The sequence below is a fragment of the Mycobacterium sp. DL440 genome (assembly GCF_011745145.1).
GTDB lineage: Bacteria > Actinomycetota > Actinomycetes > Mycobacteriales > Mycobacteriaceae > Mycobacterium.
The window spans coordinates 980458-996127 of record NZ_CP050191.1 but is presented as its reverse complement, the minus strand read 5'-3'; the positions used below and the strand labels follow the sequence as shown (position 1 = coordinate 996127).

General features: G+C 67.9%; 12 protein-coding genes. 5 read left to right on the top strand and 7 right to left on the bottom strand.

Going from position 1 to position 15670, the window contains the following annotated elements; translation table 11 throughout:
* Window positions 1-15: 15 nt before the first annotated feature.
* Both HBE63_RS04950 and HBE63_RS04945 read right to left on the bottom strand, forming a co-directional pair.
* On the bottom strand, window positions 16-3330 hold the full coding sequence (locus HBE63_RS04950; protein WP_166903759.1) for an ATP-dependent DNA helicase: 3315 nt from the start codon (window positions 3328-3330) through the stop codon (window positions 16-18).
* Window positions 3327-6479, bottom strand: a complete 3153-nt coding sequence (locus tag HBE63_RS04945; RefSeq protein ID WP_166903758.1) for an ATP-dependent DNA helicase — start codon at window positions 6477-6479, stop codon at window positions 3327-3329. Before HBE63_RS04945 ends, HBE63_RS04950 begins: the two co-directional genes overlap by 4 nt.
* A gap of 96 nt (window positions 6480-6575) precedes the next feature.
* Here HBE63_RS04945 and HBE63_RS04940 point away from each other — a divergent pair, with 96 nt between their 5' ends.
* Window positions 6576-7349 (top strand): alpha/beta hydrolase, encoded by a 774-nt coding sequence (locus HBE63_RS04940; RefSeq protein WP_166903756.1) that lies wholly within the window; start codon window positions 6576-6578, stop codon window positions 7347-7349.
* Window positions 7350-7351: 2 nt separating this feature from the next.
* Window positions 7352-7660, top strand: a complete 309-nt coding sequence (locus HBE63_RS04935; RefSeq protein WP_166903754.1) for an MGMT family protein — start codon at window positions 7352-7354, stop codon at window positions 7658-7660.
* Window positions 7661-7734: 74 nt separating this feature from the next.
* Here HBE63_RS04935 and HBE63_RS04930 read toward each other — a convergent pair whose 3' ends face one another.
* The 3 genes from HBE63_RS04930 to HBE63_RS04920 form a co-directional block, all read right to left on the bottom strand.
* Window positions 7735-8589 (bottom strand): TIGR02569 family protein, encoded by an 855-nt coding sequence (locus HBE63_RS04930; RefSeq protein WP_166903752.1) that lies wholly within the window; start codon window positions 8587-8589, stop codon window positions 7735-7737.
* A 36-nt stretch (window positions 8590-8625) separates the two neighbouring features.
* A complete protein-coding gene (gene moeZ, locus HBE63_RS04925; RefSeq protein WP_166909394.1) occupies window positions 8626-9804 on the bottom strand; it encodes an adenylyltransferase/sulfurtransferase MoeZ in 1179 nt (392 codons plus the stop codon).
* A 185-nt stretch (window positions 9805-9989) separates the two neighbouring features.
* Window positions 9990-11027 carry a DUF3152 domain-containing protein gene (locus tag HBE63_RS04920; RefSeq protein WP_166903750.1) on the bottom strand — a complete coding sequence of 346 codons (1038 nt, stop codon included), beginning with the start codon at window positions 11025-11027 and terminating at the stop codon, window positions 9990-9992.
* Window positions 11028-11227: 200 nt separating this feature from the next.
* On the opposite strand from HBE63_RS04920, the gene HBE63_RS04915 reads away from it, so the two are divergent.
* Entirely contained in the window at window positions 11228-11884 is a 657-nt protein-coding gene (locus HBE63_RS04915; RefSeq protein ID WP_166903748.1) for a TetR/AcrR family transcriptional regulator, read from the top strand.
* A 2-nt stretch (window positions 11885-11886) separates the two neighbouring features.
* Here the strand turns inward: HBE63_RS04915 and HBE63_RS04910 are convergent, their stop codons facing one another.
* Complete coding sequence (locus HBE63_RS04910) at window positions 11887-12126, bottom strand: DUF3107 domain-containing protein (protein WP_166903746.1); 240 nt, start codon at window positions 12124-12126, stop codon at window positions 11887-11889.
* A 230-nt stretch (window positions 12127-12356) separates the two neighbouring features.
* On the opposite strand from HBE63_RS04910, the gene HBE63_RS04905 reads away from it, so the two are divergent.
* A complete protein-coding gene (locus HBE63_RS04905) occupies window positions 12357-13133 on the top strand; it encodes a hypothetical protein (protein WP_166903744.1) in 777 nt (258 codons plus the stop codon).
* A gap of 42 nt (window positions 13134-13175) precedes the next feature.
* Here HBE63_RS04905 and HBE63_RS04900 read toward each other — a convergent pair whose 3' ends face one another.
* Window positions 13176-13874, bottom strand: a complete 699-nt coding sequence (locus HBE63_RS04900; protein ID WP_166903742.1) for a ferritin-like fold-containing protein — start codon at window positions 13872-13874, stop codon at window positions 13176-13178.
* Window positions 13875-14167: 293 nt separating this feature from the next.
* Here HBE63_RS04900 and HBE63_RS04895 point away from each other — a divergent pair, with 293 nt between their 5' ends.
* Window positions 14168-15670: a DEAD/DEAH box helicase gene (locus tag HBE63_RS04895; protein WP_166903740.1), complete on the top strand. Its 1503-nt coding sequence runs from the start codon at window positions 14168-14170 to the stop codon at window positions 15668-15670.

Genomic DNA, 15670 nt, shown 5'->3' with positions numbered 1-15670 from the left:
CTCGGCCGGCGACGGCTAGGGCTCCTGCGTGGCGCTCGACGAGGCGGGGTCGATCAGCAGGGCGACGAGTTCGTCCTCCCCTGGCAGCGATTCGGGGCTGACGGTCCGCCCCGAGCGCACGTAGTGGAACGCGGCCCGCACCGATTCTGGCGCGCATCCACGTAGCGCCGCCCAGGCCAGGCGGTATACCGCGAGCTGTACCGCGGTCTGCGCCATGGCTTCCGGCGTGGTCGGTGGCTCTCCGGTTTTCCAGTCGACCACAGTGGTGGTCCCGTCGTCCTGCGCGAAAACCGCGTCGATCCGGCCGCGCACGATGGTGGTTCGGGTCGTTCCGATCACCATGTCGAACGGCACCTCCACCTCGATCGGGGTGCGTGCGGCCCACGACGACATGACGAATGCGTCCTGTAGCTCGGACAGTTCGGCCGCACTGGCGCGCCCGCTGTCACTGTCCACCGCACCGGGGAGATCATCGAGGTCGAACAGACGCTCGGAGTGGAAGTACCGCTGCACCCACTCGTGGAATGCGGTGCCCAGCAGGGCATGCGGATCCGGGCGTTGCGGCAACCGGCGGTGCAAGCGCTGCAGCGCGGCATCCCGATCACGGCTCAACTCCACCAATGTGCTGACCGACACCTGGCCGGGCAGCTCAAGCGGGGCGACCTGCGGTGCACGGTCCCGTTCGGCAAGAAGCGCATCGACGTCAGCCGCCCAGCCCTCCCCGTCTGCGTCGGCGTCCTCGCCGGTCATACCGGGGCCGGCTTCGGTCCCACGGTCGCCGGCCAGCGCCCGCGCCACCAGCGCCGCACCACGGTCGACGTCGGTCTCTCTGGCCGGGGCCGCCGGCCAGATCGCTTCGACAGCTTTGTCCCGCAACGGGTTGACCTCACCCGCCGATGGATCGGGAGCCCACAGTTCGATCTCGCCGCACGGAGCACCCTGCGCGGCAGCATCTTCCATGATGGTCTTGATCTCGCACAGGAACTCCGAAGGGCCGCGCGGCTTACTCTCGGTAGCGCCCCAGTGATGCCCGGACATCAGCAAAGTGTCCTCTGAGCGGGTGATCGCGACGTACAGCAGCCGGCGCTCCTCGTCGATGCGGCGCTGTTCAAGGCTGCGCTTGTGATCAGAGACCTTGTCCGACAAGATCTTCCGGTCGTTGATGTCGGAGGTGTCCAGCACCGGTATACCCAGCTCCGACTCGGTCGCACGATCGCCGCGCAACAGCGGAGGCAGATCCGACGAATCGGTGAGCCAGGTGCGTGCCGAGGCCGTCGACGGGAACACACGGCCGCTCAGATGTGGAACCGCGACCACCTGCCATTCCAACCCCTTGGCAGCATGCACGGTCAGGATCTGCACCCGGTCGTGCGACACCGTCAACTCGGCCGGCGCCAAGCCGCTCTCCACCTCGGTGGCCACATCGAGGTAGGCCAGCAGCGCGAGCACCGCCCCACCCCGTCGTCCGGCGAAATCGGCCACCAGATCGCAGAACGTATCGAGGTTCTCGGTCCCGGTCCAGCCCGCGGCCACCGGGCGGGCCGCGCGCGCCTCGGCGTCCAGTCCTGCGACGCGCCGCACCTCGGCCACCAACTCGGGCAGCGGGTGGCTCAGATGCGCACGCAACATGGTCAGCTCGCGCCCGAGGGCCTCGATCCGCTCATATCCGGCCGGCGAATAGTGTTCGGCGGCACCGGGATCGCAGAGTGCGTCGGCCAGGCAGGCTGAATCTGCATCCAGGGCGGCCTGGGCCACAATCTCGGCGGCGCTGGGCTCCCCCACCGGCCGGTCGTCGAGTTCCCTGGCCCGGCGCCACAGGGCGGCGATGTCCCGGGCGCCGAACCGCCACCGCGGCCCGGTCAGCACGCGCATCACCGCGGACCCCGCTGCGGGATCGGCCACCAACCGCAGCATCGCAACCAGATCGGCCACCTCGGGTACGGCCAGCAGTCCGGCCACCCCGACGACCTCGACCGGCACGCCGCGGGCACTCAGCGCCTCGGCCATCGGTGCGGCGTCGGCGTTGCGCCGAACCAGTACCGCTGCGGTCGGTGTGGCCGTCCCCGGTGCCACCGCACCGTGGTAGATCCGTGCCAGATGATCTGCCACCCAGTCACGTTCGGTCTCGACATCATTCAGCAGTGCACACCGGATGGTGCCCGGCTCGGCGTCAGGCCGGGGCCGCAGTTCATGCACCGTCACCGACCGGCGACGTGCCTCGGCCGACACCGCATTGGCCAGATGCAGGGCACCCGGCGGGTTGCGCCAACTGGTCCGCAATTCCAGCGTCGGGGCGGGAGTTCCGTCGGCCTCCGGGAAGTCCGTGGTGAACCGGGGCAGGTTCGTCGCGGACGCGCCCCGCCAGCCATAGATCGACTGGATCGGATCACCCACCGCAGTCAGCGCCAAGCCCTCGTCGACGCCGCCGCCGAACAGCGAGGACAGCGCCACCCGCTGTGCGTGCCCGGTGTCCTGGTACTCGTCGAGCAGCACCACCCGGAAACGTTGCCGCAGTTGCTCACCAACCTGAGGAAAACTCGAAGCCAGCCGCGCCGCAGCAGACATCTGCATACCGAAATCCATCACCTTGTCGGTACGCATCCGCTGGTGCAGCGCATCGATCAACGGCACAAGTTCGGTGCGTTCGGTCTGGGTGGCCAGCATCTTGAGCAGCCACTGGCTGGGCCCGCGGTCGCGCTGATACGGGCCGGCCGGCAGGGAGTGCACCAACCGCTCCAGCTCCACATGCGTATCGCGCAGTTGATCGGTGTCCACCAGATGCTCGGCCAGCGCGCCCGCGAGCCGCAACACCATGCCGGTCACTGCGGCCGGGGTCTTGTCGATGGCCAGCTCTCCCGGGTGCGCACACACCACGTCGAAGGCCAACTGCCACAGCTCCGTCTCACTGAGCAGCCGGGTGTCCGGTTCGACCGGGAGCAGGAGGCCGTGCTCGCGGAGCAGGGTGCCGGCGAACGCGTGGTAGGTACTGACCGTGGCGATCTCGTCGGCGCCGAAGGCCACCGGCGCGAGGCCGGTACCGGCGAGCCGGGCCAGCCGGGTCCGCACCCGGCGCAACAACTGACCCGCGGCTTTGCGGGTGAAGGTCAGGCCCAGCACCTGTGAGGGCGTGGCATAACCGTTGGCGACCAACCAGACCACCCGGGCCGCCATGGTCTCGGTCTTACCGGCGCCTGCCCCCGCAATGACCACCAACGGCCCCGGCGGCGCGGCGATCACCGCGGCCTGCTCCTCGGTCGGCGGGAACAGACCCAATGCGGCGGACAGCTCGGCCGGGCTGTACCGCACGCCGGCCTGCGCAGTGTCCGTCATGACCGGTCCCCGGCAGCCTGGGCCGGGCACGACGAACGCACCGGGCAGTTCGCGCAGCCGTCGTTGACGCGGGCCACGAACTGCGGCCCGGCGGTGGCCGCCGCCGCGCTGCTGACCGTGCCCAGCCAGTCGGCCCGGGTGTCTGGTGTCATCGGATCCTGTTCGCGTTCGGTGGCGCCCGCCGCCCCCGCCTTGCCCAGGTATACCAACCGGCCCCCGCCCGGCTGATCCCCGTGCGGCAGTAATCCCGCGGCCACCGCAAGCTGATACGTGGCCAGCTGGGCGTGCTTCTGTGCATCGTCCTTGGTGACCGGACTCTTGCCGGTCTTGAGGTCGACCACGACGAGCCGATCCTCCTGGTCCCGCTCGAGACGATCCAACCGGCCCCGCACCCGGACACCCGGCCCGTCGGGCCCGGGCTCGACGAGCACGCCCTCGACATCGATCTCCACGGCGACCTCGGTCAACTGGCCCCGGGTGTCCGCACGCCACCGGGTGAAGGTTTCGAGCATCTCGCGGTGGCGCGACAACTCGTTGTCCGAATACCACTTCGCCTCGAAAGGCAAGTCTTCCCAGACCTTTTGCAGGTCGTTGATCAGCTGGCTCTCGGTCTTGCCGGAATCGGCGACCAGCGCGTGCAGCAACGACCCGACCGTCGAACGCACGTCGCGTCCGTCACTGCCGCCGTGGCGCTCCAGCAGCCAACGCAGCGGGCAGTCGGTGAGCATCTGCAGTGTCGACGGAGACAAGACAACCTCAGGCAGCACGCCGTCGGTCTCCGACCACAGCGGCTCCTCGGTGGACAACGCCGTCATGGTGTGCCATTGCGAAGGATCAGCCCCTGGCACCCCCGCCGCGGCCAGCCTGGCCAATTGGGTTGCCGCACAGGACCGGGACTCGTCATCGACGGCGCCCTCCGGCGCGCACACGACGGCCCGCAGCCGACCGACCACCGCCGAGGGCAGCAGCACCCGCGGTGCGGTCAATGGCGGAAGCAACACGGATTCCGTTGCCACCTCGGCCAGTTCGACGCAGAACGGTGACGGCAGCAGCGATTCGTCCCCACCGTCGCTGTCGACCGCGGTCACCAGCAGCCGGATCCGGGCTCGGCCCATAGCGGCCATCAACAGCCGCCGTTCCTCGGCGAGCAGGGGCGCCCGGGTCGACACCACGCGGTCATCCGGGGCGGCCACCCCGTCGAGAACATCCACCAGATTCTGCGTACCCAGGATGCCTCCCCGGGGAATGGTGTTGGGCCACAACCCTTCCTGTACGCCAGAAATCACCACGAAGTCCCACTCCCGGCCCAGTGCGGCGTGCGCGCTGAGCACCGAGACCGCGTCGGGCTTGGGGTTGGAATCCGAGGCCGACATCGACGACCCCAATGTCGCCACGTGGTCGACCAGCCCGCGCAAGGACGCTCCCGCGGTGCGGCTCACATACTGATCGGCCACATCGAACAGCGCAGTCATCGCGTCCAGGTCACGGTCGGCCTGCGCCCCGATGGTGCCGCCCCGCTCACTGGCGGCCAGCCAGCGCGGCTGCAACCGGCAGGCATTCCAGGCCTGCCACAGGGTATAGCGCGGATCGGCGCCGTCCCGCTCGCTGCGGCGGGCGGCGGCCAGGACCGACCGCACCCGGCGCAGCGGCTTGACGTGTTCGGCCGACAGTCCGGCCGGCTCCGCATCGATGGCGGAGACGAGAAGATCGGTGAAATCCCTTGGTGGCGTGGAACCATCGGCACGTCGCAGCGCCCGCCGCAACTGCCGCAGGGTCACTGGGTCAACGCGTCCGATCGGACCGGTGAGCAGACTGACGGCGCTGTCACCGTCCAGGTGGTGTGCCGTCACCTCCAACACCGTCAGCAAGGCTGCGACCGCAGGCTGCTGCGCCAGCCCCAGGCCAGTGCCCGCAGCCTGCACCGGCACCCCGGCCCCGCTCAATGCCCGCGCCAGCGCCGCGCCCACCCGCGGAATCGAGCGAACCACCACCGCCATCTCGGACCAGGGCACCCCGTCGACCAGATGAGCACGACGCAAAGCGTCAGCGATGCAGGCGTTCTCGGCATGCGGCGTGGCCGCCAACCGCATGGTCACCTCACCCTGTCCGCGCTCCGGGTTGCCCTCCAGCACGCGGCCGGCCCCCACGCCGGGCAGTCGGCGCGCGATGCCCGAGATCGCCGAAGCGACCGCGGGGGCACAGCGGTGCGACTGGGTGAGGGTGATCGCCGGGGCGTCGTCCCCGCCGTGATCGCGCAACAACACCGGATCGGCGCCGCGGTAGGAGAACACCGTCTGGTCGGGGTCGCCGGCAATGACGGTCAGCCCCGCCCCGGCCGCCAACACCCGCACCAACAACGCGGCCTGCGGGTCGAGGTGCTGGGCGTCGTCGACCAGCAGCAGGCTGATCCGCCCCCGCTCGGCGGCCAGCAGATCGGCGTCGGTCGCGAGCGCCTCCAGCGCCGCACCGACGAGTTCGGCCGCCCCCAGCGCGGGGACGGTGGCCTGCGGGGCGGCCATACCGACCGCGGACCGCAACAGCATGATCTGCTCGTAGGCCTGGGCAAACCGGCCCGCCGCCAACCATTCCGGGCGTCCCGCCGACCGGCCCAGCCGCTGCAGGGCACGCGGATCCACACCGCGCTCGGTGCAGCGAGCCATCAGATCACGCAGCTCGGTGGCGAAACCAGCGGTGCTCAGCGCCGGCCACAGCTGCTCCGGCCAACCGACCGGGGAATCGGCACCATCCTCCAGATCACCGGCCAACAGCTCGCGGATGATGCCGTCCTGTTCGGCGGTGGTGATCAGCCGCGGCGGCGGATCACCGTTGCGCTGAGCCGCCAGCCGCAGGAGTGCGAACGCATAGGAATGCACGGTGCGCACCATCGGCTCCCGCACCACGCCGTGGGTCCCCGCCCCGAGCAGCCGCGCGGTGATGGCGGCCCTGGCCTCGCCCCGCAACCTGGCCGAACCGGTCAGCAACAGCACCGACTCGGGATCGGTGCCCGCCTCGATGTGGTCGACCGCGGTGCTGATCAACAGCGAGCTCTTGCCTGTGCCCGGGCCACCCAGCACCCGCACCACCCCGCCGCGGCCCGGTACCAGCAGCTCGGTGCCCGCCAGTGCCGGTTCGACGTGGTGTGTGGTCATGGAGGGAATGACACCAGAGGGGTACGACAAGTAGCGGAGCGGATTGGAGCGAGGGGCCAGACAAGTAGCGGTTGCGACTCCTGGCAGCATGAACGGATGTCAGCCGCGAAGTTGAACGCCTACCGCTACGGTCCCGCGCAGCCGGCCAGGCTGTTGCTCATCCACGGGTTGACCGGACATGGTGAACGCTGGAAAACACTGGCCGAGCATCACCTACCCGACGTGCCTGTGCTCGCCCCCGATCTGCTCGGGCACGGCCGCTCATCGTGGGCTGCCCCGTGGACACTCGATGCCAATGTCGAGGCCTTGGCCGCGCTGCTGGACGGTCCGACCCTGGTGGCCGGGCATTCGTTCGGCGGTGCGGTGGCGCTCAATCTGGCTGCCGCACATCCGGATCTGGTCAGCGGGCTGGTGCTGTTGGACCCCGCGGTGGAACTCGACGGCGAATGGATGCGCGAGATCGCCGACAGCATGATGGCCTCGCCCGACTATCCTGACCGCGCCGAGGCACGGGCTGAGAAGGCAAACGGTTCATGGGGTGAGGTCGCACCGGATGAGTTGGACCGTGACCTCGACGAACACCTCGTCGAACTACCCCGCGGACGCTACGGGTGGCGGATCAGCATCCCGGCCATGATGTCGTATTGGAGCGAGCTGGCCCGCCCGGTTGCGCTGCCGCGCAAGGGCACTCCCACGGTTCTGGTCCGCGCCACCCGCACCAGCCCACCGTATGCGCGGGACGGTCTCATCGGCGCGCTGAGTGGGCAACTCGGCCCGGATTTCACTCTGCTGGATTGGGACTGCGATCACATGGTGGCCCAGGCCAAACCCGCCGACACCGCGAAGCTGATCCTGGAACAGCTGGGCTGACGATGGCCGGCGGATCGAACCGGGTCACCGAGGACCAGGTGGAAACCGTGCGGGCGCTGGTCGCGGCGGTCCCGCCGGGCCATGTCTGCACCTACGGCGACATTGCCGATGCCGCAGAGCTTTCCAGTCCACGGATCGTCGGTTGGATCATGCGGACCGATTCCTCGGACCTGCCCTGGCACCGGGTGATCCCGGCATCGGGACGCCCGGCCCCGCACTTGGCCACCCGGCAGTTGGAACGGCTGCGTGCCGAGGGGGTGCTGGCGGTCGACGGGCGGGTACGCCTGGCCGAGTACCGCCACCAGTTTTAGGGCGAGCAGACACAAACAGCCCATTTCGGCGCGAAAATAGGCAGGTTTGTGTCTGCTCGCGGGGCAAGGGAGAGCTACAGGATCAGCCGGATCAGCGAGGCGGTGCGCGCCAGGCCAGGGAAGGCCGCGGCGGTGGATCGCGGGTGCAGCGCGTGTACGGCCAGGCGGAACATCAACGCCCGCAACAACATCTGCGGCCATTCGGGCAGCGACTGCCACCGCTCGACCAATCCGTCGTCGGCGTCGCCCCAGGACAGCGCATCGATCACCACCACGCCCGCGGCCCACGGGGCGGGCCGCCAATAAGGGGTGATGTCGGTGATTCCCGGCGCGGCCGTTCCGGCGAAAAGCACTGTGCCGTAAAGGTCACCGTGGACCAGTTGACTGGCGCTCTTGGTCGGCCTCCGCAGGCCGGCCAACTGGTTGATCAGCTCGACCGAGCGCTGGCCATCCGACGATCCGGGCGAGACCCTGGCGCCGGGCGGTAACGAATGCAGCGGCCGGTCCTCCCAGGCCGCACGGTCCGCGGCAATGAACACGTCGACGTCGGCCCATGGCGCGACTGGCGGCTGGGTGAGGAAGCGTGGCCGCTCCAATTTCGCGGTGCCCTCGTGCAATCGCACCGCGGCCGACACCACCTCGTCGTGACGGGGCTCGGGCGTGCCGGCGACGAAGGTGTCGGCACGCCACCCGGCGACCACATAGCGGCCGTCCGTCGAGCGGACCGGGCGGGCCAGCCGCACCCCGTCGATGAACAACGATTCCCGAACCTTGGCCGACCACGCCGCACGGGCGTGCTCGGGCACCATCGACATCACCACTTCGCCGCAGCGCCAGCCACCCTCCCAGCCTGAGCCGAGCGGTACCGGGCGCACCCCGGACAGGCCGAACGCCGCCAGCACATGTTCCGGCGGCCGTTCCACACTCACAACCTCAGCCTAAGGTGTTGACCGGCAAACCAGCCGTCAGTACATCACCATGTCGGGCTCGAGTTGCTTGGCCCAGGCCACAATTCCGCCCTGCAGATGCATCGCGTCGGAAAAACCGGCCTTCTTGACGATGGCGAGCACCTCAGCGGAACGTATTCCGGTCTTGCAGTACAGCACCGGTGTGCGGTCCACCGGGAGCTTGGCCAATGCGTCGCCCGATTCGAACGTCGGCTTCGGGATGAGCTCGGCGCCCTCGATGTGATTGATATCCCACTCGACGGGCTCGCGGACATCGATCAGCGCCAACGGTTTCCCAGAGTCGATGAGCTCCTTGAGCTCCAGCGGGGTGACCGTCGAGCCGGCAGCGGCCTCGGCGGCAGCATCCGACACCACGCCGCAGAACGCCTCGTAATCGATCAACTCGGTGATCTTGGGAGTCGCCGGGTCCTTGCGGATTCGGATGGTGCGGTAAGTCATGTCCAGTGCGTCGTAGACCATCAACCGGCCGAGCAGGGCCTCACCGATGCCGGTGATGAGCTTGATTGCCTCGGTACCCATCACCGACGCGATCGACGCACACAGGATGCCCAGCACCCCGCCTTCGGCGCACGAGGGCACCATGCCCGGTGGCGGCGGCTCGGGATAGAGGTCGCGGTAGTTCAGCCCCAAGCCGTCGGGGGCGTCCTCCCAGAACACCGACACCTGGCCTTCGAACCGGTAGATCGAACCCCACACGTATGGCTTGCCGGCCAGCACCGCGGCATCGTTGACCAGGTACCGGGTGGCGAAGTTGTCGGTGCCGTCCAGAATCAGGTCGTACTGGCTGAACAGCTCCACTGCATTGTCGGGCTCCAACCGGAACTCATGCAGATTCACCGTCACCAGCGGGTTGATCTCGACGATCGACTCCTTGGCGCTCTGCGCCTTGGACTTCCCGATGTCGGACTGGCCATGGATGATCTGCCGCTGCAGGTTGGACTCGTCGACCACGTCGAACTCGACGATGCCGATGGTGCCCACCCCGGCCGCGGCCAGGTACAGCAGCGTCGGTGAGCCGAGCCCACCGGCCCCGATCACCAGCACCTTGGCGTTCTTCAGCCGCTTCTGCCCGATCACGCCGACGTCCGGAATGATCAGGTGCCGGCTGTAGCGCGTCACCTCTTCACGCGTCAGCTCGGCGGCCGGCTCGACCAACGGCGGTAACGACACGTCCAAATTCGCGGACACCGTATGTCTCCTCAGTTTTCCTGGGCAGTTCATCGTCCCAGCTGCTCGTACCCACAACGGTAATCCGGTGCCGATGCTTCCCGTGCTCCGGCCACCGCGATCATGCGCACCACGCATCCGCTACGGATCTCGATGCCCGCGCGACCCGGCGAACTCCGCAACGGTGGCGGCGGTCAGGCGATCGGGTACGGCCAGGGGTTGAATTTGCAGGTCAGACCGTCAGCCTTGACCGTTCCGGGGTCGAACTTGGCGGCGTCGTCGTTCGCGGTGGAGAACGTCTGCTGCATCATGATCGGCGCCAGTTTTCCGTTGGCTTCACAGGCCTCGTGCCGCTGGTAGCCGATGGCGTGACCAACCTCATGGTTGATCAGGTACTGGCGGTAGGAGCCGATGTCCCCCTGGAACGGCACCGCACCGCGCACCCAGCGGGCCTCGTTGACGAAGACCCGGGGCTGATGCCCTTCGTACGACGGGTTGTAGCACGACGATTCCAGCTCGATGTCGTAACCACAGCCCTCCCGGACCGTCATCGGGGACGTCAGCGAAACCCGGAAATCGGGTTCGACACCGCTGGTCTCATCCACCCGGGTGAAGGCGAACAACCCGTTGTGCGTCCAACTCTTCGGATTGGCCAGGGTCTCGCTGACCATCCGGCCGAAACCTTCGTCACCCCCGAACGAAGTGGTGTCCACACCGTCCTCGACCTCGACGGTGTAGGTGAACGACTTCGTGGTGCCCTCACCGATCTTGGGAGCGGCCCCCGGCACGATCCGCCAGGTCCGGGTCCCGGCCTCGGTGAACTGGCCGCCTGCCGGCAGGATCCCGGTCGGCAGGTTCGCGTCGAACCGGGTCAGGCCTTTGGGCGGCGCGCCGATGATCGCGGTGCTGGCCACATCGATGGTGGGCGGGCCCTGCACCGGGCCCTCCTCCTCCTGGGCGGACTGCGAGACGCTCGTGCCAGTGACGGTCTGGTACATCACCACCACGGTCAGCACGATGAGCACCGGCAACGCATACGCGCGCCAGCCGTAAGTGGACACGAAGCGGCCGATCCACGTCTGCTTACGCCACTGCTGATGGTCGTCGCGATTGGATCTGGCTCGGCCTGAATCGGAGGCAATCGGATCTCGCTGAGCGCGGAGCGGCTCCCGCCACTCGTTGCGCAGCGCCGGGACACGGCCACCCCCGCGACGTCCCGGGTCGTAGGTCACCGGACCAGAATGGCACAGAGTCCTGTGGAGCGGTTCCGAGCGCAGCTATGCCGTGACCTCGCCGGTGTCATTTCGAAATCCATGCCCGTTTCGCATCGACCGCGCGACGGCAGCGGCGCCTCACGGTAGTAGTGTCGGTGCGATCAGCGGCTCGGATGAACATGTCCAAGTGCGCCAGAGCAATACAGATTGAGGACCTGATGAGCGATCTCGCCAACACCGCCGAGAGGAGAGGCGACAAGCCGCCGACCGGTGGTCGACGCGGCAACCGCCTGCCTCGTGATGAGCGGCGCGGACAGCTGTTGGCCGCCGCCAGCGAGGTTTTCGTCGAACGCGGGTACCACGCGGCGGGGATGGATGAGATCGCGGACCGCGCAGGTGTGAGCAAACCTGTTCTGTACCAGCATTTCTCGTCGAAGCTCGAGCTGTATCTGGCAGTACTGCAACGCCACGTCGACAACCTGGTGTCCGGCGTGCGTCAGGCCCTGCGCACCACGACCGACAACCGGCAACGGCTGCGCGCCGCGGTCGAGGCATTCTTCGATTTCATCGAGCACGACAGCCAGGGGTACCGGCTGATCTTCGAGAATGACTACGTCAGCGAGCCGCAGGTGGCGGCTCAGGTGAAGGTGGCGACCGAGGCCTGCACCGATGCGGTGTTTGATCTGATCAGTCGCGATTCCGGGCTGGAGGCGCACCGCGCCAGGATGATCGCGGTCGGGTTGGTGGCCGTCAGCGTCGACTCGGCGCGGTACTGGCTGACCAATGACCGGCCCATCGACCGGAACACCGCCGTGGATGGCACGGTGCAGTTCGCCTGGGGCGGACTGTCACACGTGCCACTCACCCGTTCCTGATCTCAGGCGGATTCCGCTCCCACGCCGAAACCGACCCGACGCACGTCGGCGGCGCCGATCTCGACATAGGCGATCCGGCTGTTCTGCACCAGGAATCGTCGGCCCTTCTCATCGGTCAACGCCAGCACGCCCGAATCCGTGGCGAGTGCATCGACGACCTGCTGCTCCACCTCGGTGGGCGTCTGCGCGCTGTTGAAGGTCAGCTCGCGAGGGCTGTCCGTGACACCGATCTTGACCTCCACGCTGGACCCTTCTTTCTTTCTCACAACGTTTGTCGACTTCCCTGAGCAGGCTAGTGGACGGGCGAGCCCGCCCGCCGCGAGCGGGGCTGGACCGGAGTACGCCGTGCGCGAAACACAGATACCGAACCGAGTCCGGACCGTGACCGACACGCACCGAGCTCAACCTCATCTGTCACTTCCGCCTCGATAGCATCAGTTTCGACATTGGACGAGACGACTGGGACAGCCGCATGACCAGGCATTATTCGCCGTATGACACCACCCCGACCGAGCGCTTCGGGGATAACTCGTATGAGCCGGGCGGGTACGCCGGCCATACCCCCGACGGCTACGCCCCCGACGCGGGGACGGACTACTCGGCCGATTACGACGACTACGACGCGGAATACGACGACGAGGTCACGTTCTACGAGGACCCCATCGACCGGCGCTGGATCTGGGTGGCGGCCGTGGCCGGCGCGATCCTGTTGGTCGCGGTGATCTGCACCGTGGTGATCCTCGGCGGCGGGGACAGCGGTTCGGTGTCGGCCACCCTCACCTCGCCATCGGCCCAGCCGACACAGACCACCCAACCGGCCCAGGACGCCACCTCCAAGCCCGTCCCGCCGCGCGCAGCACCGACCGCACCGCTGTCCCCCGAAACCGTGACCACGGTGACGCCGTCGCCCAGTGCCACCGCGGCGCCCGCGCCCGCCGCCCCGCCGGCTGAGGCGGCTCCACCCGCAGCCACCGTGAGCCCGAGCACCATCACCTACCGGGTGACCGGCAACCGGCAGCTCATCGACCTGGTGACCATCGTCTACACCGACGCGCAGGGCGCACTGCAGACCGACATCAACGTTGCGCTGCCGTGGGCCAAGACTGTGGTGCTCAACCCCGGTGTCCAGCTCAAGTCGGTGACCGCGACCAGCGTCGCCGGCCAGCTCAACTGCTCGATCACCGACGCATCAGGCGCCGTGATCGTCGCGCAGGCCAACAACACCATGATCACCACCTGCACGCAGTAGCGGCGAACCAACCAAGCAGTGACGGACTGGGTCTGGCGGGTATTACGCCAGGCCCAGTTCCTGCATCCGGGACTGGTGGGTGTTCTGCAGCCGGCCGAAGAACTCGGCCAACTGCGTCAGACCCTCGCCGCTGGACATGACGAGGTCGACGAGTTCGTCGTGATCGGCAAGGACGAACTGGGCCTGGGTGACGGCCTCGCCGAGCAGACGACGCGCCCACAGCGCCAGCCGGTGGCGCTGACGGTCGCTGGCCGTCACGGCCGCGCGCACCTCGGCAACCACGAACTGCGAGTGCCCGGTTTCGGCCAGCACCGAGCGCACCACGCCGGCCACCTCCTCGGGCAACGCATCGGCGATCTCCAGGTAGAAGTCCGCGGCCAGCGCATCGCCGATGTAGGTCTTGACCAACGCCTCCAGCCACGTGCTCGGAGTGGTCATCCGGTGATAGTTCTCCAACGCCGAGGCGTACTTCGTCATCGCTGGAACGACGTCGACTCCCCTGTGTTCCAACGCATCCCGCAACAACTCGTAATGGCCCATCTCAGCGGCGGCCATACTCGCCAAGTTGATCCGGCCGCGCAGATTCGGCGCCATGCGTGCCTCTTCGGTAAGCCGGTAGAACGCAGCGACCTCGCCGTAGGCCAGCACTGCGAACAGTTCGTTGACCCCGGGATGATCCGCCGTCACGCCCGCATCGACCCGTTCGATGGTCTGTTCCGCGGCAGGCTGAGGCGAATTCATGAGACCAACTCTAGACGCCGCCGGGGCACCGTGATCTGCTGGCAAATCGGCCCATATCCCGCGACCAGCTACAATGACACTTGGTAACGGCTTCGAGCCGACTCTTTCAGCGCCCGAACCGCTACCAGGAAATGTGCGTGCACGCAGTTGGCCCGCCCTGTGGAGCTGGGCCCAGCGGATCGGCAGCGCCGACGGATACGACCGTATCCGGGCGAACCCGACTGCTTCATCGTCAAACTCGTGTGCGCTGGATGCCCCTGAGGTTTGACAGTGAAAGGCCACCTCCACCCACCATGACTCATCTGAATAGAACGTTTGCCGAACTCGGCGTCCGCGACGAAATCGTCCGTGCACTGTCCGAAGAAGGCATCGAACACCCCTTTGCCATCCAAGAACTGACCCTCCCGCTGGCACTGGCCGGCGACGATCTGATCGGTCAGGCCCGCACCGGCATGGGCAAGACCTACGCCTTCGGGATCCCGCTGCTGCATCGCATCTCCACCGATGAGACCCGCCCGCTCAACGGCACCCCCCGGGCGCTGATCGTGGTGCCCACCCGTGAGCTCTGCATTCAGGTCTACGGCGACCTCGCCGGAGCGGCCAAATACCTGACCACCGGAGACCGGAAATTCTCGGTGACCTCGATCTACGGCGGCCGTCCCTACGAGCCCCAGATCGAAGCGCTGCGCAAGGGTGTCGACGTCGTCGTCGGCACCCCGGGTCGACTGCTCGACCTGGCACAGCAGGGACACCTGCAGCTGGGCGGTCTGTCCGTGCTGGTGCTCGACGAGGCCGACGAGATGCTTGATCTGGGCTTCCTGCCCGACATCGAGCGCATCCTGCGGTTGACCCCCGACGACCGCCAGTCGATGCTGTTCTCGGCCACCATGCCGGACCCGATCATCACGCTGGCCCGCACGTTCATGAACCAGCCGACCCACATCCGGGCCGAGGCCCCGCACTCGGCGGCCACGCACGACACCACCGAGCAGTTCGCCTACCGGGCGCATGCCCTGGACAAGTCGGAGCTGGTCAGCCGGATCCTGCAGGCCGACAGCCGCGGCGCCACGATGATCTTCACCCGCACCAAGCGCACCGCGCAGAAGGTGTCCGACGAACTCGCCGAGCGCGGATTCAAGGTCGACGCCGTGCACGGCGACCTCGGCCAGGGCGCCCGCGAGAAGGCCCTCAAGTCGTTCCGCACCGGAGCCGTCGACGTTCTGGTCGCGACGGATGTCGCGGCACGGGGTATCGATATCGACGACGTCACGCACGTCATCAACTACCAGTGCCCCGAGGACGAGCAGGCTTACGTGCACCGCATCGGCCGCACCGGCCGCGCCGGCAAGACCGGTGTCGCGATCACCCTGGTCGACTGGGACGAACTGACCCGCTGGGAGACGATCGACAGGGCGCTCAACCTGGGTTGCCCCGATCCCGCCGAAACCTATTCCAGCTCACCGCATATCTATGAGGAACTGGGCATCCCGAGCGACGCCACCGGCCGGATCGGCGAACCGGTCAAAGCCAAACCCAAGCGCAGCGCCGACGAGAAGCGCATCTCCTCGGCGGACTCCGAGGATCGGCCGGCCAAGACCAGGACCCGCAACCGTCGCCGTACCCGCGGCGGTGAGGCAGGCACCGGGCATCCCGAGGGCGCCGCTGCTGCGGCATCGGAGAGCACCGATTCCGCATCGGTGACCGAGTCGGCAGACACCGCGGACGACGCGTCGTCGGCCGGACGTCGTCGACGTCGGCGCCGTCCCCGCAAGACCGAGACCGCCACGGCCGGCTGA

What these genes read in the sequence shown, in the direction of transcription:
- HBE63_RS04945 (WP_166903758.1), bottom strand. Translation starts at nt 6,479, where the DNA reads ATGACCACACACCACGTCGAACCGGCACTGGCGGGCACCGAGCTGCTG.
- HBE63_RS04935 (WP_166903754.1), top strand. Translation starts at nt 7,352, where the DNA reads ATGGCCGGCGGATCGAACCGGGTCACCGAGGACCAGGTGGAAACCGTG.
- HBE63_RS04940 (WP_166903756.1), top strand. Translation starts at nt 6,576, where the DNA reads ATGTCAGCCGCGAAGTTGAACGCCTACCGCTACGGTCCCGCGCAGCCG.
- HBE63_RS04900 (WP_166903742.1), bottom strand. Translation starts at nt 13,874, where the DNA reads ATGAATTCGCCTCAGCCTGCCGCGGAACAGACCATCGAACGGGTCGAT.
- HBE63_RS04895 (WP_166903740.1), top strand. Translation starts at nt 14,168, where the DNA reads ATGACTCATCTGAATAGAACGTTTGCCGAACTCGGCGTCCGCGACGAA.
- HBE63_RS04905 (WP_166903744.1), top strand. Translation starts at nt 12,357, where the DNA reads ATGACCAGGCATTATTCGCCGTATGACACCACCCCGACCGAGCGCTTC.
- HBE63_RS04915 (WP_166903748.1), top strand. Translation starts at nt 11,228, where the DNA reads ATGAGCGATCTCGCCAACACCGCCGAGAGGAGAGGCGACAAGCCGCCG.
- HBE63_RS04950 (WP_166903759.1), bottom strand. Translation starts at nt 3,330, where the DNA reads ATGACGGACACTGCGCAGGCCGGCGTGCGGTACAGCCCGGCCGAGCTG.